The following is a 21,946-nucleotide window of genomic DNA, read 5'->3' on the forward strand; positions in this document are numbered from 1 at the left end:
GTCTTGTACTTGGTGACTTCGGCGCCGTCCTTGAGGCCGTCGCCGTCGGTGTCGGCCTTGGTCGGCTTGGTCTTGTATTTCGTGACTTCGGCGCCGTCCTTGAGGCCGTCGCCGTCGGTGTCGGCCTTGGTCGGCTTGGTCTTGTACGTGCTGACCTCCTGGCCGTCGGTGAGGCCGTCGCCGTCGGTGTCAGCCGTCGTCGGGTCCGTGCCCTCGGCCTTCTCCTGGCCATCGCTCAGCCCGTCGCCGTCGGTGTCGGCCATGGTCGGGTCGGTCGCCGGGGAGCCGTTGAGCTCGTCCCCGTCGCTCACGCCGTCGCCGTCGGTGTCGGCCTTGGTCGGGTCGGTGCCGGCGGCGACCTCGTCCCCGTCGCTCACGCCGTCGCCGTCGGTGTCGGGGTTCGTCGGGTCGGTGCCGAGGTCCTGCTCCTTCGCGGAGGACAGTCCGTCGCCGTCGACGTCGGAGCCGACCGGCATCGATGACGGGTCGTTGGGGTCGCTGCCGCCGACGATCTCCAGACCATCGTCGATGCCGTCGCCGTCGGTGTCGGCCTTGGTCGGATCGGTCGGCGCGTTGCCGAAGGAGCTGTTCTCCGAACCGCTGACCTCGGCCTTGTCGAGGACGCCGTCACCGTCGGTGTCCGGCTTCATCGGATCCGTGCCGGCCTTGGCCTCCGCGCCGTCATCGAGGCCGTCGTTGTCGCTGTCGGTGTTGGTGGGGTTGGTGCCGGCGGTCTTCTCGTCGCCGTCGGAGACCCCGTCACCGTCAGTGTCGGCCTTGTTCGGGTCGGTGCCGTCCGTGTTGACCTCGGTGCCGTCGTCCACGCCGTCGCCGTCGGTGTCAGCCTCGGTGGGATCGGTCGGCTGGTTGTCGTACGCCGCGTTCGACGTCCCGGCGACCTCGTCGCCGTCCTCAAGCCCGTCGCTGTCGGTGTCCTTCACCGTCGGGTCGGTGCCCGCCTTGGCCTCGGCGCCGTCGTCCAGGCCGTCGCCGTCGGTGTCGGCCTTGGTGGGGTCGGTGGCGGGGGAGCCGTTGAGCTCGTCGCCGTCGCTCACGCCGTCGCCGTCGGTGTCGGCCTCGGTGGGATCGGTCGCCGGGTTGCCCTCGGCGGGGTTCACCTCCGCGCCGTCCTCGAGCCCGTCGCCGTCGGTGTCGGCCTTCGTCGGGTCGGTGCCGAGATCGGCCTCCTGGCCGTCGGTCAGCCCGTCGCCGTCAGAGTCGGCCGTGAGCGGGTCGGTCCCATTGGCGACCTCGTCGCCGTCGTCGACGCCATCGTTGTCACTGTCCGGGCTGGTCGGGTCCGTGCCCGCGTCGGCTTCGGCACCGTCGCTCAGGCCGTCACCGTCGCTGTCGGGGTTGGTCGGGTCCGTACCGGCCTTGACCTCGTCGCCGTCAGAGATCCCGTCGCCATCGGTGTCCGCCTTGGCCGGGTCCGTACCGGCCTTGACCTCGTCGCCGTCGGAGATCCCATCACCGTCGGTGTCCGCGGCGTTCGGGTCGGTGCCGTACTTCGTGATCTCGTCGCCGTCGGAGATCCCGTCGCCGTCGGTGTCGGCCTTCGTCGGGTCGGTCGGCGCGTTGTCGTAGCCGTCATTGGCCGCGCCGGAGACCTCATCGCCGTCCGTGACGCCGTCACCGTCGCTGTCGGGGCTGGTCGGGTCGGTGCCGGCCTTGGCCTCGGCGCCGTCGTCCAGGCCGTCGCCGTCGGTGTCCGCCTTGGCGGGATCGGTGGCCGGAGAGCCGTGGACCTCGTCGCCGTCGGAGATCCCGTCGCCGTCGGTGTCCGTCTTCGTGGGGTCGGTGCCGGCGGCCTTCTCGTCCCCGTCGCTCAGCCCGTCGCCGTCGGTATCCGCCTTGTTGGGGTCGGTGCCGGCGAGCACCTCGTCGCCGTCGTTGACGCCGTCGCCGTCGGTGTCCGCGGCGTCCGGGTCGGTCGGCTGGTTGGCGTAGGCCGTGTTGGCCGATCCGGACGTCTCCTGCTCGTCGGTGAGGCCGTCGCCGTCGGAGTCCTGCCCCGGGACGCTGTTGGCGCCATTCGGGTCGGTCCCGGCCAGGATCTCCGCGCCGTCGTTGCTGCCGTCGCCGTCCGTGTCCGCGCTGTTGGGGTCGGTCGGCGCGTTGCCGAAGCCGTCGTTCTCGGAGCCGGAGGTCTCCTGGCCGTCGGTGAGGCCGTCGCCGTCCGTGTCGGGGTTGGTCGGGTCGGTCGGCGCGTTGCCGAAGTCGTCGTTCTCGGAGCCGGAGGTCTCCTGGCCGTCGGTGAGGCCGTCGCCGTCGGTGTCGGCGCTCGTCGGGTCGGTGCCGGCGTCCGCCTCGTCGCCGTCGCCGAGCCCGTCGCCGTCGGTGTCCGCCGTGTTCGGGTCGGTGGCGGGGGAGCCGTCGACCTCGTCGCCGTCGGAGATCCCGTCGCCGTCGGTGTCGGCCTTGGTCGGGTCGGTCGGCGCATTGTCGTAGGCGTCGTTCGCCGAGCCGGAAAGCTCCTGGCCGTCGGTGAGGCCGTCGCCGTCGGTGTCGGGGTTGGTCGGGTCGGAGCCGGCGTCCTTCTCGGCACCGTCCGTGGCGCCGTCCCCGTCCGTGTCGGCGTTGGTCGGGTCCGTGGCGGGGGAGCCGTTGACCTCGTCGCCGTCCGAGATGCCGTCGCCGTCGGTGTCGGCCTTCGTCGGGTCCGTGCCGAGCTCCTGCTCGCGCGCGTCGGTGAGCCCGTCGCCGTCGGTGTCCTTGAGCGTCGCGTCGTCAGCGGGATCGGTCGGGTCCGTGCCCGCCTCGACCTCGTCACCGTCCGAGATGCCCCCGCCGTCGGTGTCGGCCTTCGTGGGGTCGGTGGAGTACTGGTCGACCTCGTCCCCGTCGCTGAGCCCGTCGCCGTCGGTGTCGGCCTTGGTCGGATCCGTGCCGGCGGTCTTCTCGTCCCCGTCGCTCAGCCCGTCGCCGTCGGTGTCGGCCTTGGTCGGGTCGGTGCCGTCGTCCTGCTCGACCCCGTCGTTGACGCCGTCGCCGTCGGTGTCCGGGTCGTAGGGGTCGGTCCCGAGGGCGTTCTCCTCGTCGGTGGTCAGCCCGTCGCCGTCGGGGTCGGTGCCGCAGTCGATGCCACCCGCGGGTGCGGTCGCCTCGGCGTGCAGCGGGATCAGGTCGAGGCTGATGGCGTCGGCAAGACCGCCCAAGAGGGTGACGTCCAGGTGCAACAGGGACGCGTCTGCGGTGACGCTGGTGCCGTCCGCGCTGGCGTTCTGCGTCAGCTGCCCGAGGCTGAGCGTCACGTCGGCGACCAGCGGGATGCTGATGTCGAGCGTGCGGTTCCCGGAGTCGAGCGTCTGGGTCTGCGTCCCGCCGAGCACGCCGGGGTAGGTGACGGCGAGCGCCGGCGCGTCGAACGTCGCCGTGGCACCGCCGGGCTTGCCGGTGGCGGTCGCGGTGAGCTTCGGCTGGGAGACCGGCGAGTCGCCCGCGACGGCGATCTTGATCTGGCCGCCGAGCAGCGAGATGCCGGCCGCGTTCCCGGTCTCGGTCACGGTGACGGCGCGGTTGTCGTCGCCGTCGCCGGCGACCTGGGAGAGCTGCGTGGTCTGGGAGGCCTCGAGGGCGTCGACGCCGAGCAGCGAGCCGATGGCAGGGATGTCGTCGGCGACGGTCAGGTCGGCGGTGGAGATCGACGACGCGCTCACGTCGGTGTCGGGTGCCATGCACGAGGTGCCGGAGTTCCAGTGGGCCTCGGCGCTGCCGGTGGACACCCCGAGGTCGAGGATCGGTCCGAGGGGCGCGGCGGCGAGACTGCCGCTGTCAGCGCCGGACTGGTTGGGCGGCGCCTCACGGTGGCGCTGGTCGAGCAGGCCGATGTTGTCGCTGCCGAGCAGCGAGGCGTCGAGGTTGCTGGAGCTGGCCTGGGTCACCGGGGCACCGGTGCCATCGGTGCTCCCGGTCGCGACGCCGACGCCGGTCTCGGCGAGGCCGCCGAGACCGGCGATGTCGAGCGCCCCCAGGTGGAGCAGCTCCGCCTTGGCGTCCGAGGTGAACGCGGGCGGGGTCAGGTCTGCGGCGACGGTGGCGGCGTGAGCGCTGGTGGGGAGGGCGACGACGGTGTAGAGGACCGCGGTCGACAGCCCGAGGGCTGCTCCCACCTTTTGGCGGATGTTCATCTTCTGGCTCCTGGCGGGGACGGTTCTGATCGTCAGGACCGGCGCCGCCAGGCGGCGGACGCGTGGGGGATACGGGCCCGACGGCGAGTCGGGAGGGGCGCTCGACCGTCAGTCGAGGCGGCCCCTCCGGCCTCGTCGCGCGTTCAACGAGACGCCCACAGATTGGTTACACGCGCCCCGCGGCGTACGTCGAGGGCGGCGTCCGCCTCGGAGGCCGGCCGCGCAGACGGGCCGGACGCCGTCGGTCGGCGGCGGGCGGGTGGCAGTTGGACGGCGCAGCCGCGGGCGGCGTACGCTGGTAATGCGTCTGAAGTCTGCCTGCGTCCCAGACCTAGCGGACTCCGGCTCACTGTTGATACGTGGCCCTCACGGGCTGCTCACCGGCCAGCTCCACCGGCCAGTCGGCGTTCTCGCGAATCGGCTGTGACAACGGGCTTCACGCGCGCCCGTACGACATCTGCCCACCAAGGAAACCACCTCCCTTATGACGAGCACCATCAACACTCTTCCCGGCAACTTCGATGTGGCTGGCGACGCGCCCCAGGTGGCGGTCAACGACATCGGGTCGGAAGAGGACTTCCTCGCCGCGATCGACGAGACCATCAAGTACTTCAACGACGGTGACATCGTGGATGGCACCATCGTCAAGGTCGACCGGGACGAGGTCCTGCTCGACATCGGCTACAAGACCGAGGGCGTCATCCCGTCGCGCGAGCTCTCGATCAAGCACGACGTCGACCCCTCCGAGGTCGTCGAGGTCGGCGACAAGGTCGAGGCCCTGGTGCTCCAGAAGGAGGACAAGGAGGGTCGCCTGATCCTGTCCAAGAAGCGCGCTCAGTACGAGCGTGCCTGGGCACGATCGAGCAGATCAAGGAGGAGGACGGCGTCGTCGAGGGCACCGTCATCGAGGTCGTCAAGGGCGGCCTCATCCTCGACATCGGTCTGCGCGGCTTCCTGCCCGCCTCGCTGGTCGAGATGCGTCGCGTCCGCGACCTGCAGCCGTACGTCGGCCAGACCCTCGAGGCCAAGATCATCGAGCTCGACAAGAACCGCAACAACGTGGTCCTGTCGCGCCGCGCCTGGCTCGAGCAGACCCAGTCCGAGGTGCGCCACGGCTTCCTGACCCAGCTCCAGAAGGGTCAGATCCGCAAGGGCGTCGTCTCCTCGATCGTCAACTTCGGTGCGTTCGTGGACCTCGGCGGTGTCGACGGTCTCGTCCACGTCTCCGAACTCTCCTGGAAGCACATCGACCACCCGTCCGAGGTCGTCGCCGTCGGTGACGAGGTCACCGTCGAGGTGCTCGACGTCGACATGGACCGCGAGCGTGTCTCCCTGTCGCTGAAGGCGACCCAGGAGGACCCGTGGCAGCACTTCGCCCGCACCCACCAGATCGGTCAGATCGTCCCGGGCAAGGTCACCAAGCTGGTGCCCTTCGGTTCGTTCGTCCGCGTCGAGGAGGGCATCGAGGGCCTGGTCCACATCTCCGAGCTGGCCGAGCGCCACGTGGAGATCCCGGAGCAGGTCGTCCAGGTCAACGACGACGTCATGGTCAAGATCATCGACATCGACCTCGAGCGGCGCCGGATCTCGCTCTCCCTCAAGCAGGCCAACGAGACCGCTGCCGCCGCGGACGTGGAGGAGTTCGACCCGACCCTCTACGGCATGCCGGCCAGCTACGACGAGCAGGGCAACTACCTCTACCCCGAGGGCTTCGACGCCGAGACCGGCGAGTGGCTCGAGGGCTTCGAGGAGCAGCGCGCGGCCTGGGAGGAGCAGTACGCCAAGGCCCACGCCCGCTGGGAGGCCCACGTCAAGCAGCAGCAGGAGGCCAAGAAGGCCGCCGCCGAGGCTGGGGAGGCCACGTCCTACTCCAGCGCCGCCGAGGACGAGGACGCCACCGGCTCCCTCGCCTCCGACGAGGCCCTGCAGGCTCTGCGCGAGAAGCTCACGGGTGGGAACTGACCCCTCGTTGAGTCGCCGCTGAGCTGACTGACAGACCAAGGCCCGGTCACCCGCAAGGGTGGCCGGGCCTTGGGCGTTGGTGGCGGCGCGGAGATCAGTCGAACCACGGCGGCACCCGCGGTGCGGTGAACACGTCGTGGCTCGCCCAGCGCCACAGCGCCCAGAGCGCCGCGACCAGGGCGACGAGGCCGAGGACGGTCATGATCGGATCCTCCTTCCGTGTGCCGACGGGTTGCGGGCCCGGCGTTGGGCGGCGAGCTCGTCCGCCACGTCGGCGACGAGCCAGCATGCCCCGACGACGATGGTCAGGATCACGATGAACAGCAGGAACTCCATGGCAGAAAGTCTGCTCACGGCGCATTCCTGCCACGAGTGGCAGGAATGCCATCCTTGCGCGATTTACTGCCAGGTGTGACCCTGGTGCGGTGCTGACGAACGTGGCCGCTCTCGTGTACGACGGTGTCGCGCCGTTCGAGCTCGGTGTGCTCTGCGAGGCCTTCGGGGTCGACCGCACCGAGGAGGGGGTGCCGCGACTCGACTTCGCCGTCTGCGGGCCGGCGCCGACGGCACGCACGTCGGTCGGCTTCACGATCAACGTCGACCATGGCCTCGACCGGCTCGAGAGCGCCGACCTGATCGGCGTCCCCGCCATGCACCGCGGCGGGAGCGACGTCGGCCTCCCCGTGTCGGACCCGGTGCTCGAGGCTCTCCGGGCGGCGTACGCGCGCGGCACCCGGATCGTGTCCATCTGCTCCGGTGCGTTCACACTCGGGGCCGCCGGACTGCTCGACGGGCGCGAGTGCACGACCCACTGGAAGTACACCGACGACCTCGCGGCGCTCTTCCCGGAGGCGAAGGTCGTCCCCGAGGTGCTCTACGTCGACTCCGGTCAGATCGTCACCAGTGCCGGCACCGCGGCCGGCCTCGACGCCTGCCTGCATCTGTGGCGGCAGGAGTACGGCGCCGCCGTGGCGAGCGCCGTGGCCCGCCGGATGGTCGTGCCGCCGCAGCGCGACGGCGGCCAGGCGCAGTTCATCGCCCGCGCCGTCCCCGACTGCGACGCCGAGACGCTGGGACCGCTGCTGGAGTGGCTGGTCGAGAACCTCCACGAGGAGCTCGACGTGGAGTCGCTCGCGCGCCGGTCCGCGATGTCGGCCCGCACCTTCGCGCGCCGCTTCCGCGCGGAGACGGGCGTGACGCCGTACGCCTGGATCACGGCGCAGCGGGTGCTGCGCGCCGAGCAGCTCCTGGAGCAGACCGACCGGAGCGTCGAGTGGATCGCGCACGAGGTCGGGTTCGGCAACGCGGCGGCCCTGCGCCACCACTTCGCGCGGGTGCGCGGGCTCAGCCCGCAGGCCTATCGGCGACGCTTCGCCTGCGCCGACTGAGGCCTCGTCCGGCTGCGGACGCGGAACGGGCCGGCTCCTCAGGGGAGCCGGCCCGCCACGCGACGCAGGAGCGTCAGGCGCTCGGCGTGCCGAGCACCGCGACCTCGGTGAGGTCGGTGAAGGCGCAGCCGCCGAAGTAGCCGCCCCACACGGTCGGGTCGCAGGCCTGGGCGAAGGTCACGTCCTGGCCGTAGTACTTCTTGATCGCATCCGTGAGTTGGTTGCCCTGGATCGTGAACCGGACGAACTTCACCCCGGTCGCCGGCGCGTCCGGAGTCACGCTGTTGAGCTGGCCCTGCGTGTCGAGACCGAGGTGGTCGTCCTTGACGGTGGTCCACGCCGTGCCGTCGGGTGAGACCTCGATCGTGTAGTCGCCGGTCGCGGAGTCGATGTCGTCACCGCAGGTGGCGTCCGGAGCGATCTCGAACGCGGAGACGTCGACCGCCTGGGGCAGCTCGATGACGAGCGACTTCGGGACGAAGGTGTCGGTCGGGTCGCCCGCGTCGTCACCGGAGGTGCTGCCCCAGCCGGAGCCCAGCTTCATGTCGATCGCACCGCTCGGGCCGCAGCCGTAGCTGGAGTAGTCCGGGCCGTCGTACGACGTGACGGAAGCCCCGCCCGCGGAGGCCGCCCAGTCGCGTTCGATCGCGAAGTCGTGCGTCGTCGCCTGGCCCTTGGTCACCGTGATCGAGACGACCTCGGGGAGGTAGCCCGGCCCGGAGACGACCACCTTCGGGTAGGTGCCCGGCGGCAGGTTGCCGTGAGCGCCCAGGGTGTAGCGCCCAGTGGCGTCGGTGACCGCGGCGTACTGGTCGCCGAGGCCGGCGATCTTCACGACCGCCCCGACCACGGGGTCACCGGTGGAGGTGTTGGTCACGATGCCGGTGACGGTCCCGTGGCCGGCGGAGGCCGGCGGCGGCGTGTGGAAGTCCTCTGCGACCGCGGTGTCGGCGCCGTCGACGGAGCCGGCGTAGAAGCCCATGCCGCGGTTGGCGAAGATCTTCCAGATCTGCGCGGTGTGCTTGCCGTGGAAGGCGACCAGGTCGGCCTGGAGGATGCCGTTGCGCATGTCGAGCATCGACGGGTCCGCCGCGGAGAGCGACATGCCGCGGGTGATGATCGTGTCGGCGACCGAGTGGCCGAACGCCTTACGCAGGTCCCAGAGGGTCTGGGCCCAGACCTCGCCGGAGGAGTGCACCTCCGCCGAGCCGCCAATGTCGACGAGGTCACCGTAGGTGTAGCCGCCGTCGGGCGTGGCGCCCGGGTTGTAGGTGTTCACGCAGCTCGGGCTGCTCGAGCCCACCGGGCAGTCGATCGCCATGCTGCGGAAGGGCACCGGGTTGCCGTCGGCGTCCTTCTGGCCGCCCATGAGGTACTGCCCCTCGAAGACCTCGCCGTCGGCGCGGGTGTCCTTCTGGAAGCCGCTGGTGACGAGGTAGTCCATGGCGTAGTAGTCCGACCAGGCCTCGCCCATGGCGCCCGCCTGGAGGCTGTTGAGCGTGGAGTTGCCGTCGGCGTCGACCACGAGGCGGTTCGAGAGGCCGTGGGTGTATTCGTGGAGGAGCACCGAGGCGTCGAAGGCGCCGCTGGTCGGGGTGAACCCGTCGGCCGACTTCCACAGGTACATCTGCATCGTCGGCGGCGTGCCGTCCGGCGGGGTGTTCATGTTGGCGTTGTCGTCGTGCGCGCTGTCAGGCAGGCCGTCGGCCGTGTCGGCGCCGTCGAGCACCTGCTGCAGGACCGGGTCGCCGTCCTTCGCCTCGAAGTTGCCGGCCCGCCGCGTGAACGCGATGGCGTGGTCGCTCGCGAGGTAGTCGTGGTAGTTGCTCGCGAGGTAGAACGCGTTGGTCGCGTCGGCGCTCATGTTGGTCCGCCAGGAGTACGGCGTGTTCTCGTCCCACGTGCACACGAAGGCGGCCGAGCACAGGGCGGAGGAGTCGAACGGCTGCAGCGCGAAGCCCGCCTTGCCGTCGGCGCCCGGCACCGGAGTCGTCTCGCCGGCGTCGATCGCGTCGTTGTCGTTGACGTCTGCCCAGGTGCGGACGGTGGTGCCGTCGAGGAACGAGGCCTTCTTCGACAGCCAGCCCTTCTTGACCAGGTCGACGAGCCTGGCCTTCCCGCCTTTGGGCGCGCCGGGGTAGTAGTCGTAGACGTAGGCCTGACCGAGCGTGGACTTCTGCTTCCCGGGCTTGTGACCGGGCTTCGTCGGCGTGTGCCCACCGGTCTTGCCGGGCTTGCTGCTCGGCGTGGTCTGACGCGCTGCGGCGCCGGTGAAGCCCAGCGTGGTGGACGCCGAGGCGTCGGCGACCGTCGAGTGGCGGTAGAGCGCCTTCCCACTCGACGCGTCGATGACGTGCTGGTAGGCGGCGTCGGCTCCGGTCTGGGTGTAGGTCGACCAGCCGAGCCGCAGGCCCTGCGGGGTGAGGAACCAGACCTTCTGGGCGTAGTCGTGGTTCTTCCACGTCGTACGCGCGCCGGCGCCGGTCGTGCGGGACGCGACCGCGACGCCCGCGGCCTTCCCGCGGACGTTGGCCGCCGCGTGCTGGCGGGCGGTGTCGGCGCTGAGCGAGCCCCGGGTCGCCTGCGCCGCCTCGGCCGCCAGGTCGGTGACGGGGGAGCCGGAGACCGAGAGCACCCGGCCATCGGACGTCACGCGGACGATGAGGCCGTTCCCGAAGACCGGGGTGCCGGCGTACTCCTGCGTCCAGGAGAGGTTGTGGAGCCCGGTCTCGTCGACGTAGTCCTGACGGAAGACGAGCGTCTTCAGGTCCGCCTCGGTGAGGCCGAGCACGCCGAGGTGGCTGCGGACGAAGCCGAGCGCGATCGACCGCGCGTCGCCGCCGGTCGGCGCGGTGAGGTAGCCGTCGAGACGGGTGAGCTGGCGGACGGTCCGGGTCAGGGGATCGATGTCGGCGATGCCCTGCGGGCCGAGGCCGATGACGAAGTCCGTGGCGGCGCTGCCGCGATGCTGGGCGATGCTGCGCTCCGCCTTCGTCTTCGCGAGCGCGCCGAGCTCACGGTTGTCGAAGTCGCCGGGCGCACGCAGCACGGACCCGGCGCCGAAGGCGCCGGGTCGGGGATCGGTGTCGTGCCGGCCGCCAGGAGCGGCGTCGGCGGGAGCGCCGGGAGCACTGAGGAGCGCGAGGACGACGGTGCTGCCGACCGCGGCAGCAGCCAACGGTCGTGTCAAGGATCGTTTCACGAGGTTTCCTTCTCCGAGCACGGGCCACCACGGGGTCGTGACCCAAGGGTGCTCAGGACCCTAGGGCCATCCGGCTGTCGGCCGGAAGGGGCTCGCTGCAGAAATGTGTCCGGCCCAGCCGCGCTGAGTCCGCAAGACCTGCGTCGGAGAAGGGATTTCGAGCGACCTGACTCAGGCGGCGGCGGAGCGCTCGAGGCCGCCACGGACCAGGTCGGCGTAGGCGCCGCCGGCCAGCAGGAGCTCCTCGTGGGTGCCGGTCTCGACCACGCGGCCGTGGTCGAGCACCGCGATCTGATCGGCGTCGCGCACCGTCGAGAGCCGGTGGGCGATCGTGATGGTGGTCCGGCCGACCGCCAGCTCGTCGAGGGCCGCCTGGACCTCGCGCTCCGTGGTGTTGTCGAGCGCGCTCGTGGCCTCGTCGAGGACGAGGACCTTCGGGTCGCGCAGCAGCGTCCGCGCGATCGCGAGCCGCTGCTTCTCGCCGCCGGAGAAGCGGTAGCCGCGGGAGCCGACCACCGTGTCGTAGCCGTCCGGGAGGCTCTGCACGAGGTCGTGGATCCGGGCCGCCTTCGCGGCGGCCACGATCTCGGCGTCGGTGGCGTCGGGCCTCGCGTGGCGGAGGTTCTCCCGCACCGTCGCGTGGAGCAGGTAGGTCTCCTGGGTGACGACGCCGACGGCGTCGGCCACGTCGGTCAGGGTCAGGTCGCGCAGGTCGGTGCCGTCGAGCAGCACCCGCCCGTGCGTGGGGTCGTGGAGCCGGGCGACCAGCCCGGCCAGGGTCGACTTGCCGCTGCCGGTCGCGCCGACCAGGGCGAGGCTGCCGCCCGCCGGCACGCGGAGCGAGACGTCCTCGAGGACCGGGTGGTCGCCGTCGTAGGAGAAGGAGACCGAGTCGAAGCCGACCTCGCCGCGGACGTCGACGAGGTGGTGCGGCGCGACCGGGTCGTCGATCTCCACCGGCAGGTCGAGGTACTCGAAGATGCGGCTGAAGAGGGCGAGGCTCGAGGTGACGTCGACGCCGACGTTGAGCAGCCCCATGAGCGGCCGGAAGAGCGACCCCTGGAGGCTGACGAACGCGACCAGCGTGCCGATCGTGAGGCTGCCGCTGGTGACGGGGAAGCCGGCGGCCAGGTAGAGCGCGGCGGGCACGGCGGCGAAGACGACCTGCATCGTCGCCATCCGCCAGCGCCCGGCGAGCTGGCTGCGGACCTCGAGCCCGATCAGCTCCTCGCTGGTGCCCTCGAAGCGGCGCGCGAGGGCGGGCGCGGCGCCGAGCGTCTTGGTCAGCAGGATGCCGCTCACCGAGAGCCCCTCCTCGACCTGGACGTGGAGGTCGGCGAGCTTCGCCTGGCGGGCGTTGGTGACCGCGTAGCGCATGCGCGCGACCTTGCGGGTCGTGATCACCGCCGGCGGGAGCACGACGAGGGAGATCAAGGCGAGGCGCCAGTTGAGCGCGAACATGGCGACCACGGTGCCGATCACGACGGTGACGTTGGCCGCGATGCTGGTCGCGGTGGTGGTGACGACGCTCTGCATCGAGCCGATGTCGTTGACCATGCGGGACTGGACCTCGCCGCCGCGGGTCCGGGTGAAGAACCCGACCGACTGGCGCTGAAGGTGGGTGAAGAGATCGGTGCGCAGCCGGTGCATGACGCGCTGGCCGATCGTCGTCGAAAGCAGCGTCTGGGCGACGCTGATCGCCGCGCTGGCCACCGCGACCGCGACCATGCCGGCGACGCAGAGGAGCAGCAGGCGGCTGTCGCGCTCGGGCAGCGCCGTGTCGATGACGTGGCGCACCAGGAACGGCTGCGCCAGCCCGATGACCGAGCTGGCGACGATGAGGCCGACCACGACGAGCAGGCGGCCACGGTAGGGGGAGAAGAGCCGGGCGATGCGGCGCAGCGAGACGGGAGCGTCTGCGAGCTGGCGCTTGTCGGCCTTCTGGTTGCGCGGGTCGCGGCCGTCACGGCCGCCGGTGGCCTCGATCTGGGCACGGCGTCCGCCGCCCTGGGGCCGGAAGGTGTGGGAGTCGCTCATGCACTCACCTCCGTAACTAATATTGAGGGTAGCTCACTATGAGGATAACCACTCGAACGCTAGGCTTGTTCCCGTGGACGGCACCGGCGACCTCCTGATGACCGCGGCCCGCGCTCTGCGGCGGCGGTACGGCGCCACCCTGGCGCGCTGGGACGTCACGCCCGGGCAGGCCCGTGCCCTGCGCCTGGTCGTCGCCGCCGACGACCCGCTCCGGCTCTCGGAGCTCGCCGAGCTGCTGCGCATCGTGCCGCGGTCGGCGACGGAGGTCGTCGACGCGCTGGAGAGCCGCGGTCTCGTCGTACGCCGGCCCGACCCCGCCGACCGGCGCGCGACCTGCGTCCTCGCGACGTCGGAGGGCGAGCGCCTCGCCGTCCTCATCGAGGACGCGCGCGCCACGGAGGCCGACGCCTTCCTCGCGGTGCTCCCGGCGGACGACCGGGCCGAGCTCGACCGGATCCTGGAGAAGCTGGTCGCCGAGGCCTGAGCGCCGCGCCGGTGCCGGGCACACTACGGTGACGCCATGCGCGTAGGACTCACCGGCGGCATCGCGTCGGGCAAGAGCACGGTGTCGGCGATCCTCAGCGAGCTCGGAGCGGTGGTGATCGACGCCGATCGGCTGGCCCGCGAGGTCGTGGCGAAGGGGACGCCGGGGCTGCAGCAGGTGGTCGATGCATTCGGCTCCGAGGTCCTCACGGCCGACGGCGAGATGGACCGCCCGAAGGTCGGTGCGATCGTCTTCGGCGACGAGGAGAGGCGCAAGCAGCTGGAGGCGATCATCCATCCGCTGGTCCGGGCCCGGGGCGCCGAGCTCGAGCAGGCCGCCGGCCCCGACTCCGTCGTCGTGCACGACATCCCCCTGCTCGTCGAGACCGGGCAGGCGGACCGGTTCGACGCCGTTCTCGTCGTGGACGTCCCGACCGAGGTCCAGGTCGAGCGGCTCTCCCGCGACCGGGGGATGGGCGAGGACGAGGCACGGGCGCGCATCGCGGCGCAGGCGAGCCGCGAACAGCGGCGTACCGTCGCCCACCGGCCCAACGGCTACCTCATCGAGAACGTCGGGACGCGCGAAGACCTCCGTCAGCGGGTGACGGAGGTCTTCGACACGTTGCGCTCCCAGACCGGTTAGGCGGCCAGGTCCGGGTCCGCAAAACGGCGGAGCTTCTGGAGAGCCTCGCGCTCGAGCTGGCGGACGCGCTCGGCGGAGATGCCGTGCTTGAGGCCGATGTCGGCGAGCTTGTGCTGGCGCCCATCGACGAGGCCGTAGCGGCTGCGGATGATGTCGGCGGCGCGGTCGTCGAGGCGCCCCACCAGGGCGTTGAGGCGCTCCCGGGACTCCACGTCGATGAAGTTCAGGTCGGGCCCGGGGGCCGTCTCCTGCGCCATCAGGTCACCGAGCGAGGTGTCACCGTCCTCGTCGACGGGGGAGTCGAGGCTGACGTGCTCGCGGCCCCAGGCCATCAGGTCGATGACGCGCTCGAGGTCCATGCCGAGCTCGGCAGCGATCTCCTCCGGCTCGGGCTCCCGGCCGAGCTGACGCTCGAGCGTGCGGCGGGCACCGCCGACCTGGTTGAGCTCCTCGACGACGTGGACAGGGAGGCGTACGACGCGGGCCTGCTGCGCGATCCCGCGGGTGATCGCCTGGCGGACCCACCAGGTGGCGTAGGTGGAGAACTTGTAGCCCTTGGTGTAGTCGAACTTCTCCACCGCCCGGATGAGCCCGGTGTTGCCCTCCTGGATCAGGTCCAGCATCGGCATCTGGGCGCGACCGTACTTCCGCGCGATCGAGACGACCAGACGCAGGTTCGCGGTGATGAACGTGTCGACGGCCTTGCGGCCCTCCTCGGCGAGCCACTCCAGCTCCGCGCGGGTCGCGCCACCGGGTGCCTTGCGCCCGGTGCGTCCCTCCGCGAGCAGGTGCTCGGCCAGGAGCCCGGCCTCGATGGCCTTGGACAGCTCGACCTCTTGGGCGGCGTCCAACAGCTCGTTGCGCGCGATCTCGTCGAGGTAGAGCCCGACGCTGTCGCGGCCTTCGATCTCACGGCCCTTCGAAGCGGGTGTCGCGGTGCGTGTCGCCATGGGATCCTCCTAACGGTGAGACACGGAGGTCTCACGGGGATGTCAACGCATGAGGTGACCGGGGGATTCCCCCGGTATGCGTCGATCTCTTGTCCCGATTGACGATCGAGCGATCCGCAGAGTTGCACGGAGCGGCCAATCTCAGGGTCTTTTCAGGGCTTGCCCTGAATTCGCACAGGTGGGCGACCGCTCGTGGGCGGGCGTCAGGCGTCGACCCGGGCTGCTCCGCTCACCACCGCTCCGCTCGGGGCCGCGTCGCTCAGACCCATCCGGTCGAGGATCCAGGCCAGGCTGAAGGCCCGGTCGTGCCAGGCCTTGTAGCGCCCGGAGACACCGCCGTGCCCGGCCGACATCTCCGTCTTCAAGATCACGTCGGGCTCGGTCGCGAGGGCGCGGAGCTTCGCGACCCACTTCGCCGGCTCGACGTAGAGCACGCGGGTGTCGTTGAGGCTGGTCTCGGCCAGGATCGGCGGGTACTTCTGGGCGGCCACGTTCGTGTAGGGGTCGTAGGACGACATGTAGTCGAACACCGCGGGATCGGCTTCCGGGTTGCCCCACTCGTCGTACTCCGTGACCGTCAACGGCAGCGTGGCGTCGAGCATCGTGGTCAGAGCATCCACGAACGGCACGCCCGCGACGATGCCGCCGAACGCGTCCGGCGCCTGGTTGGCGACGGCACCCATCAGCAGGCCGCCGGCGCTGGCGCCCTCGGCGACGACGAGCTCGGGCCGCGTCCAGCCGACCTCGACCAGGTGGCGCGCGCACGCGATGAAGTCGCTGAACGTGTGCTGCTTGTGGAGCAGCTTGCCGTCGTCGTACCAGTGCCGGCCCATCTCGCCACCGCCGCGGACGTGCGCGATGGCGAACGCGGCACCACGGTCGAGGACGCTGAGCCGCGCCACGGAGAAGTAGGGGTCCATCGAGGCCTCGTAGGAGCCGTAGCCGTAGAGGTGGACGGGGACGATGCCGCGCTGCCGCGCGTCCTTGCGGACGACGATCGAGATCGGCACCTGGACACCACCCTCGGACGCGGCCCAGAGCCGGTGCTCCTCGTAGTCGTCGGGGTCGTAGCCGCCGAGGACGGGGGAGCGCTTGAGCAGGGTGAGCTCGCGCGTGCGCACGTCGTAGTCGTAGACGCTGCTGGGGATCCGCATCGTCGTGTAGCCCAGCCGCACGACCGGGGTGTCGAACGACGGGTTGCCCCCGGAGCCGATCGTGTAGAGCTCGTCCTCGAAGCCGACGAGGTAGTCGTCCTTGATCGCGCGCGCGCCGCCCTCGGCGCCGAGCTCGAGGATCCGCAGCTGGGTCAGGCCCTCGCTGCGCTGGTGGACGACGAGATGACCGGCGAAGGCGTCGACGTCCTCCAGGCGTACGCCGGCGGTGTGCTCGATCAGCGGCGTCCACTCCGCCCGCGGGGTGGGTGCGACCGGTGCGGTCGCGAGCTCGAAGTCGGGCCCGCTGGCGTTGTGCATCACGAGGAAGACATCGGTCTGGCCGGTCGGGGTCGGGAGGACGGCGTGCTCGAGGGAGTACTCGACCCCCTCCTCGCGCGGCGCGAAGACCTGCCACCCCGCCTGGGCCGAGTCCTGGGGAGCGTCGAGGTCGAGGAAGCGGTATTCGGAGGTGATCTTGGCGCCGCTGGCGATGATCATGAACCGGTCGCTGCGGCTGCGGCCGACGCCGACCCAGAAGCGCTCGTCGCTCTCGTGGAAGACCAGCTCGTCCTGGTCCTGGGTCGTGCCGAGCCGGTGGCGCCAGATCTTGTCGGCGCGCCAGGACTCGTCGGCGGTCGTGTAGTAGAGCCACTCCGAGGCGCGGTCCCAGGTGGCCCCGCCGTGGACGTTCTCGATCACGTCGGGGAGGAGCTCGCCGGTCGTGAGGTCCTTGACCCGGACGGTGTAGCGCTCGTCGCCGACCACGTCGGTCGAGTAGGCCAGGAGCGTCGTCGACGGGCTCACCGCGTTGCCGCCGAGGCTGAAGAACTCGTGGCCCTCGGCCAGCGCGTCCAGGTCGAGCAACAGCTCCTCGCCGGGGAGCGCCGGCTGGTCCGGCGCGACGTCGGCGGGGGTCGGCGGCGTCCAGTCGCTCTCGTCGGACACCTTCACGCGACAGCTGGCGCCGTACTCCTTGCCCTCGAAGGATCGGCCGTAGTACCAGTAGCCGCGTGCCCGGGTCGGCACCGAGAGGTCGGTCTCCAGCGTCCGGCTCCGGATCTCCTCGAAGATGCGCTGCCGCAGGTCGGCGAGGTGGGCGGTGCGCTCCTGGGTGTAGGCGTTCTCCGCCTCGAGGTAGGCGAGCACCTCCGGGTCGTCCTTCTGCCGCAGCCACTCGTAGTCGTCGGAGCGGACCTTGCCGTGGAACGTCTTGCTACTGGGCTTCTTCGGCGCGACGGGAGGCTGGGGCATCGACATGACTGCGACCCTATCCGTGGCCCCTATCCTCTGAGGTCATGACCGAACGTCATGCGGATCCGCCCGCGGACCAGGTGGTGGACCTGAACGCCGACCTCGGCGAGGAGGTCACCGACGACGCCGCCCTGCTGGCGGTCGTGACCTCGGCGAACGTCGCCTGCGGCTATCACGCCGGGACGCTCGCGATCATGCGCGCGGTGTGCGCCGAGGCGGCCCGGCTCGGCGTCGCGGTCGGCGCCCAGGTCTCCTACGCCGACCGGCCCAACTTCGGCAGGGTCGAGCTGGACGTCGCCGCCGACACGCTGCGGGAGCAGGTCGCCGACCAGGTCGGCACGCTCGCCGGGATCGCGGTGGCGGAGGGCACCGCGGTGACCTACGTGAAGCCGCACGGCGCGCTCTATCACCGCACGCGCACCGACGCCGTCCAGGCGCGGGCCGTGCTCGACGGGTCGGGCTCGCTCCCGGTCCTCGGCATGCCGGGTGAGCTGCTCACCGCGGCGACGGCGGCCGGACGGAGGACCTGGCTCGAGGGCTTCCCCGACCGGGCGTACGACGGCGACCGGCTGCGTCCGCGCGACCAGCCCGGCGCGCTCGTGGAGGACGAGGCGGACATCGTCGCCCACGCGCTGGACCTCGCCCCGCGGGTCGCGTCGCTCTGTCTGCACGGCGACTCGCCCGGCGCGGTCGCGCACGCCGCCGCCGTACGCCGGGCCCTGGAGGAGGCGGGCTGGCGCCTGCGTTCGTTCGCCGGAGGCGACTGATGGCCGGGCCGACCGTCCGCGCGTGCGGGCCACGGGCGCTGCTCGTCGAGGTCGATTCGGCGGAGGGCGCCGCGATGCTCGCCCGGTGGGCGCGCACGGCCGGCCTGGCTGCCGGGGACGTCGTCCCGGCCGCGTGCACCGTCCTCTTCGACGACGTCGACGACCCCGAGCGGCTGCGGACGCGGCTCGCGGACTGGTCGCCGTCGTCGGAGGTGCCGGCCGGTCCACTCGTCGAGCTGCCGACGTCGTACGACGGACCGGACCTGGGCTTCGTCGCCGCGCACTGGGGCGTCGACGAGGCCGAGGTCGTCGCGCGCCACACCGGACTGGAGTTCGTCTCGGCGTTCTGCGGCTTCGCGCCGGGGTTCGCCTACCTCACCGGGCTCCCGGAGGAGTGGGCCGTGCCGCGGCTGGCGTCGCCACGGGCGCGGGTGCCGGCGGGGTCCGTGGGGCTGGCCGGCGGCTACTGCGGCGTCTATCCGACCGCCTCACCCGGTGGCTGGCGGCTGCTCGGCCGGACGGACGCGCCCCTGTGGGACCTCGCCCGCGACGAGCCTGCCCTGCTCGCGCCCGGCACGCGGGTGCGGTTCGTGGCGGCCGCGTGACATCGGTGAGCCTCAAGGTCGTCGCGGCCGGCGTGGCGACCACGGTCCAGGACCTGGGCCGGCCCGGCTTCGCCCACCTCGGCGTACCGCGCTCGGGGGCCCTCGACCGGCCGGCGGCCGCGCTGGCCAACCGGCTGGTCGGCAACAGCGTCGACGCCGCGGTCCTCGAGGTGACGCTCGGCGGCCTCGCGCTGCGGACCGACGCCGGCTGCTGGGTCGCCGTGACCGGCGCGGCCGTGCCCATCAGCGTCGGCGGGCGACCGGGCGCGTACGCCGAGGCGCAGTGGCTGCCGGCCGGCGCGACGCTCGCGCTGGGGACGCCCGCGTCCGGTGTGCGATCGTACGTCGCGGTGGCCGGCGGGATCGCCGTCGACCCGGTCCTCGGCTCGCGGTCGACGGACACGCTGTCCGCGATCGGTCCGGCACCCCTGGTGGCGGGCGCGGTGCTGCCCGTGGGAGCCGGTCGGTCGCCGGTGGCGCTCGACACCCCGCCGCGCCGGGAGGCGGACGGTCTGAGGCTCCACCCGGGGCCGCGCCCGGAATGGTTCGCCACCGACGCGCTCGACCGGCTCTGCGACGGCCGCTGGACGGTCCTGCCCGCCTCCGACCGGGTCGGCCTGCGGCTCACGGGCGAGCCGCTCGTGAGGCGGGAGGGGGAGCTGGCGAGCGAGGGGATGGTGCTCGGCGCGGTCCAGGTCCCGCCGGACGGGCGGCCGGTCGTCTTCCTGGCCGACCACCCGACGACCGGTGGCTACCCGGTCGTGGCGGTCGTCGACCCGGCCGACCTCTGGCAGTGCGCCCAGCTGCGGCCGGGGGAGGCCGTCAGCTTCCGTCGGGGCGCCAGGGCGTGAGGTCCGGGTCGTCGGCGGCGTACGACCTCACCGGGCCGGCGGGCGTCCGGGCCGTCTCGAAGCGCACCGTCACGACGCCGCGGCCCGCGCCCCAGACCCACCCGCGGCCGAGCTCACGGTGGACGACGTCCATCCCGGGCTGCCAGCCCTCGCGGGAGCGCCGGGTGAGCCCGGGGTCCGGCAGGTCCGGGGCCGGCTCGTCCTCCGGCTCGAGGGAGTCGCCGAAGAGGTCCTCCTGGATCCAGTCGGCCAGCCCGGACACACCTACGCCGAGGAGCCGGACGCCTCCGGAGGTGTCGCCCGCCTCGACCAGGTCCGCGAACAGGGCGCGGGCCAGCCGCGCGATGGTGCCGGCGTGGTCGGTCGGCGACGGCAGGGTCGTCGAGCGGTTGAGCGTGGTGAAGTCGTGGAGCCGGACCTTGATCGTGATCGTGCGCCCGGACAGACCGCTCTTCTTCAGGCGCGCGGCGACCTCGCCGGCCTGCCGGGTGAGGAGCTGCTCCATGAGCGGGCGGTCGGTCAGGTCGGTGTCGTAGGTGCCCTCGACGCTGACCGACTTGGTCTCACGCTCGGGGACGACGGGCCGGTCGTCCTGGGCGCGGGCGAGCGCGTAGAGCCCGGCGCCGTGGGCCCGACCCGTGATCCGGACAAGCTCATCGAGGCTGACCGCCTCCAGGTCGGCGACCGTCGTGATGCCGGCGCGACGCAGCCGCTCCGCGGTCGCCGGGCCGACGCCGGGGATGATCGTCACGCTCATCGGGCGCAGCAGGTCGAGCTCGGCCCCGGGCGGGACGATGACGAGACCGTCGGGCTTGTCGAGGTCACTGGCGACCTTCGCGATGAACTTGGAGGTGCCGACGCCGACGCTCGCGGTCAGGCCGCCCGTCGCGTCGGCCACCCGGGACCGGAGCTCCTCGGCCACCGCGCCCACCGTCGCGACCTCGAGATCGGGCAGGTCGGCCGCCACGAGGTCGACGAACGCCTCGTCGAGCGAGAGCGGCTCGACGAGGGGCGAGAGCTCACGCATCAGGCCCATGACGACGTCGCTCACGGCCCGGTAGGCGTGGAAGCGCGGGGAGAGGAACGCGGCGTGCGGGCAGCGCGAACGCGCCTCGCGGGTCGACATCGCCGACCGGACGCCGTACCTGCGGGCCTCGTAGGACGCCGTCGAGACGACGCCGCGGCCCCCGACGCCGCCGACGACGACCGGCTTGCCGCGCAGCGAGGGCTTGTCCCGCTGCTCCACGGAGGCGAAGAACGCGTCGAGGTCGAGATGCATGACCGACGCGTGGGATCGCATGGGGGCAACCTAGTCGGGCGCGCCGACAGGACGGAGAACGGGCCGGTTCCCGTCCACAGAGGCTGTTCGTGCGACGTGGTTCAACAACCGGCCGGTAGCTCCGACCGGGCCGTCGGCGCTCGCGGGGAGCGTGGTCGCCATGTCCATGACGCTCAAAGCGACGAGCCGCGAGGACCTCCTCGCGGCTGTGCCTGTCGTCCTCGGCTTCGCGCCCGAGGAATCCCTGGTGATGCTCACGTTCGGTGCGCGCGAGCAGTTCCATGCGCGCATCGATCTGCCCCCCGACCGCGAGCACGTCGATGACTGCGTCGACGCCGTGCTCCGGCCCGCGGTGGTCCACGGCGTCGGCGCCGTCGTCTTCGTTCAGTACGCCGCCGAGGAGATGCTCTCCCGACAACTCGCGCAACGCCTGGCGGTGAGGTTCGGCGATGCCGGGATCCGCGTCATCGAGTCGCTGCGGGTCCACGGCGGCCGTTGGTTCGCGGCGATCCCGCGTGCCGACGTCCCGCGTCACGGTGTCGCCTACGACGTCGATGACCACGCGTTCCGCGCCTCGGCGGTCTACGACGGTCGGGTGACGCTCCCCTCCCGCGCGGACGTCGCCGCGAGGGTCAGGGCCGACCCGCGGCTCGTGGCCGAGACGGAGCGCGCGCTCGACGACGCGGTTCCCCTCAACCTCGCGGGCGTGGTCGGTCTCGTGTCGCGCTGTCTCACCCGCGGGCGGATCGCCGATCCCGACGACCTGGCCTCCTTGCTGCTCGCGCTGCGCGATCCGGTCGTGAGGGACCAGGCGTGGAGCGGGCTGCGCCGGGAGGACGCCGCGGCCCACGTGACGGTGTGGGCCGACATCGTCCGGCGCTGTCCGGATCGCCTGGTCGGGCCGCCCGCCGCGATCCTCGCGCTGGTCGCGTGGCTGTCGGGAGATGGTGCGCTCTCCTGGTGCGCGCTCGACCGCTGCTTCGCCGCGGATGAGACCAACCCGCTCGGGCGGCTCGTCGCCCAGGCGCTGACGGAGGCGGTGCCGCCGTCACGCTGGACGGACTCCGCCGCGCCCACCACGTCGGGCGAGGGCGGGGGAGAGGTCGTGGCCTCCGGTGGGTAACGAATCGCGCATGGACGCCACCCGCACCGTCGGCGTCGAGGAGGCTGCCGGTCCTGCCCGAGCGCGGACCCGACGGCCTCGGCCGCGCGCGGACCTGGGACTGGCCGGCGTCGGTCGTCGA

General features: G+C 72.0%; 13 protein-coding genes and 2 pseudogenes. 8 read left to right on the plus strand and 7 right to left on the minus strand.

Annotation, left to right across the window (positions count from 1 at the left end; all coding sequences use genetic code 11):
- Positions 1-4,130, minus strand: a pseudogene (locus AB3X52_RS18175) (hypothetical protein); the annotation flags it as partial.
- A 484-nt stretch (positions 4,131-4,614) separates the two neighbouring features.
- On the opposite strand from AB3X52_RS18175, the pseudogene rpsA reads away from it, so the two are divergent.
- Positions 4,615-6,092 (plus strand): annotated as a pseudogene (rpsA, locus tag AB3X52_RS18180) (30S ribosomal protein S1).
- Between the two features lie 198 nt (positions 6,093-6,290).
- On the opposite strand, the gene AB3X52_RS18185 reads toward rpsA, so the two are convergent.
- Entirely contained in the window at positions 6,291-6,428 is a 138-nt protein-coding gene (locus AB3X52_RS18185) for a hypothetical protein (RefSeq protein ID WP_367995516.1), read from the minus strand.
- An 89-nt stretch (positions 6,429-6,517) separates the two neighbouring features.
- On the opposite strand from AB3X52_RS18185, the gene AB3X52_RS18190 reads away from it, so the two are divergent.
- Positions 6,518-7,480 (plus strand): helix-turn-helix domain-containing protein, encoded by a 963-nt coding sequence (locus AB3X52_RS18190; protein WP_367995517.1) that lies wholly within the window; start codon positions 6,518-6,520, stop codon positions 7,478-7,480.
- A gap of 73 nt (positions 7,481-7,553) precedes the next feature.
- On the opposite strand, the gene AB3X52_RS18195 is transcribed toward AB3X52_RS18190, so the two are convergent.
- The gene (locus tag AB3X52_RS18195) at positions 7,554-10,682 is read right to left on the minus strand and encodes a M36 family metallopeptidase (protein WP_367995518.1); all 3,129 of its coding nucleotides are present in this window, start codon (positions 10,680-10,682) and stop codon (positions 7,554-7,556) included.
- Positions 10,683-10,853: 171 nt separating this feature from the next.
- A complete protein-coding gene (locus AB3X52_RS18200; protein ID WP_367995519.1) occupies positions 10,854-12,719 on the minus strand; it encodes an ABC transporter ATP-binding protein in 1,866 nt (621 codons plus the stop codon).
- A 73-nt stretch (positions 12,720-12,792) separates the two neighbouring features.
- Here AB3X52_RS18200 and AB3X52_RS18205 point away from each other — a divergent pair, with 73 nt between their 5' ends.
- Both AB3X52_RS18205 and coaE read left to right on the plus strand, forming a co-directional pair.
- Complete coding sequence (locus AB3X52_RS18205; RefSeq protein WP_367995520.1) at positions 12,793-13,203, plus strand: MarR family winged helix-turn-helix transcriptional regulator; 411 nt, start codon at positions 12,793-12,795, stop codon at positions 13,201-13,203.
- Positions 13,204-13,239: 36 nt separating this feature from the next.
- Positions 13,240-13,845: a dephospho-CoA kinase gene (gene coaE / locus AB3X52_RS18210; protein ID WP_367995521.1), complete on the plus strand. Its 606-nt coding sequence runs from the start codon at positions 13,240-13,242 to the stop codon at positions 13,843-13,845.
- On the opposite strand, the gene AB3X52_RS18215 is transcribed toward coaE, so the two are convergent.
- Together AB3X52_RS18215 and AB3X52_RS18220 are read right to left on the minus strand one after the other, a co-directional pair.
- Complete coding sequence (locus AB3X52_RS18215; protein ID WP_367995522.1) at positions 13,842-14,795, minus strand: sigma-70 family RNA polymerase sigma factor; 954 nt, start codon at positions 14,793-14,795, stop codon at positions 13,842-13,844. The two genes, coaE and AB3X52_RS18215, sit on opposite strands and share 4 nt — an antisense overlap.
- A gap of 203 nt (positions 14,796-14,998) precedes the next feature.
- Positions 14,999-17,206: a S9 family peptidase gene (locus AB3X52_RS18220; protein WP_437440579.1), complete on the minus strand. Its 2,208-nt coding sequence runs from the start codon at positions 17,204-17,206 to the stop codon at positions 14,999-15,001.
- Positions 17,207-17,244: 38 nt separating this feature from the next.
- On the opposite strand from AB3X52_RS18220, the gene AB3X52_RS18225 reads away from it, so the two are divergent.
- Genes AB3X52_RS18225 through AB3X52_RS18235 form a run of 3 tightly spaced genes read left to right on the plus strand, consistent with a single transcriptional unit; the run spans position 17,245 to position 19,423 of the window.
- On the plus strand, positions 17,245-17,967 hold the full coding sequence (locus AB3X52_RS18225; protein WP_367995523.1) for a 5-oxoprolinase subunit PxpA: 723 nt from the start codon (positions 17,245-17,247) through the stop codon (positions 17,965-17,967).
- Positions 17,967-18,572 (plus strand): 5-oxoprolinase subunit B family protein, encoded by a 606-nt coding sequence (locus AB3X52_RS18230; protein WP_367995524.1) that lies wholly within the window; start codon positions 17,967-17,969, stop codon positions 18,570-18,572. The genes AB3X52_RS18225 and AB3X52_RS18230 overlap by 1 nt, the downstream gene beginning before the upstream one ends.
- A complete protein-coding gene (locus tag AB3X52_RS18235; RefSeq protein WP_367995525.1) occupies positions 18,569-19,423 on the plus strand; it encodes a 5-oxoprolinase subunit C family protein in 855 nt (284 codons plus the stop codon). Before AB3X52_RS18230 ends, AB3X52_RS18235 begins: the two co-directional genes overlap by 4 nt.
- On the opposite strand, the gene AB3X52_RS18240 is transcribed toward AB3X52_RS18235, so the two are convergent.
- Complete coding sequence (locus AB3X52_RS18240; protein WP_367995526.1) at positions 19,395-20,723, minus strand: DNA polymerase IV; 1,329 nt, start codon at positions 20,721-20,723, stop codon at positions 19,395-19,397. The two genes, AB3X52_RS18235 and AB3X52_RS18240, sit on opposite strands and share 29 nt — an antisense overlap.
- A 139-nt stretch (positions 20,724-20,862) precedes the next feature.
- Between AB3X52_RS18240 and AB3X52_RS18245 the strand changes: the two genes are divergently transcribed.
- The gene (locus AB3X52_RS18245; RefSeq protein ID WP_367995527.1) at positions 20,863-21,825 is read left to right on the plus strand and encodes a DUF4192 domain-containing protein; all 963 of its coding nucleotides are present in this window, start codon (positions 20,863-20,865) and stop codon (positions 21,823-21,825) included.
- Positions 21,826-21,946 lie beyond the last annotated feature (121 nt).

Origin of the sequence: Nocardioides eburneus (genome assembly GCF_040838215.1) — a bacterium.
Lineage (GTDB): Bacteria > Actinomycetota > Actinomycetes > Propionibacteriales > Nocardioidaceae > Nocardioides > Nocardioides eburneus.